The sequence below is a fragment of the Pseudomonas juntendi genome (genome assembly GCF_009932375.1).
Lineage (GTDB): Bacteria > Pseudomonadota > Gammaproteobacteria > Pseudomonadales > Pseudomonadaceae > Aquipseudomonas > Aquipseudomonas juntendi.
On sequence record NZ_BLJG01000436.1, the window covers coordinates 1 to 884 of the forward strand.

The following is an 884-nucleotide window of genomic DNA, read 5'->3' on the forward strand; positions in this document are numbered from 1 at the left end:
TTTCGTTGGAGTCGAACACATCCTGCACGGGCTTGATGCCCGTGGCTTTCTCGAAGTCCGCGAGTGTGGTCGGGCCGATGTAGTCGGACCAGTTATAGAAGTGCACCGTTGGCGCCGCTTGGACGCTGCATGCCAGCGTCAGGCCCGCGCCGGCCAGCAAGGCCTTGCGGAATACAGAAATAGACAAGTGGGTGGTCCTCACAATCAGTGCCTGGGTAGCGACAATGCTGCCGCACACGCAAAACCGGCGCGCAACTTACCTTCGCAGCTTCGATGCCGCAATGAACAATTGCCTTTCAAAGCCTCTGGGCCGGCATTTACCGGCCCGGAGGTACTGCCACCGGGCTTATTTGCCCGATTTGATCTTGGTCCAGCTGCGGGTGATCACACGCTGTACCGAAGCATCAGGCGCGGCGATCGCGTACAGCTTTTTCTTCACGTCGGCAGGCGGGTAGATGCTCGGGTCGCCGGTGATGTCTTTGTCGACCAACGGGGTCGCGGCCTGGTTACCGTTCGGGAAGCGCACGGCGTTGGTGATTTCAGCCATGATTTCCGGCTGCATCAGGAAGTTCATGAACTGGTAGGCAGCGTCTTTATGCTCGGCATCCTTGGGGATGGCGACCATGTCGTAGAAAGTACCGGCGCCTTCTTTCGGAATCACGTAGTCCACTTTGACCTTGTCGCCGGCTTCATGGGCACGGGCCTTGGACTGCTCCAGGTCACCCGAGTAGCCAACGGCCACGCAGATGTTGCCGTTGGCCATGTCGCCAATGTACTTGGACGAGTGGAAGTAGGTGATCGAAGGGCGGATCTTGAGGAACAGGTCCTCGGCGGCCTTCAGGTCTTCTTTCTTGGTGCTGTCGGTCGGCAGGCCCAGGTAGTGC

1 protein-coding gene and 1 pseudogene are annotated in these 884 nt (G+C 59.0%); both read right to left on the reverse strand.

Features of this window, described 5'->3' with window-relative positions; genetic code table 11:
* Positions 1-187, reverse strand: a pseudogene (locus GYA94_RS26570) (polyamine ABC transporter substrate-binding protein); the annotation flags it as partial.
* A 159-nt stretch (positions 188-346) separates the two neighbouring features.
* Positions 347-884 (reverse strand): extracellular solute-binding protein (locus GYA94_RS26575; protein WP_161893444.1); only part of this gene is annotated, 538 nt, incomplete at its 5' end.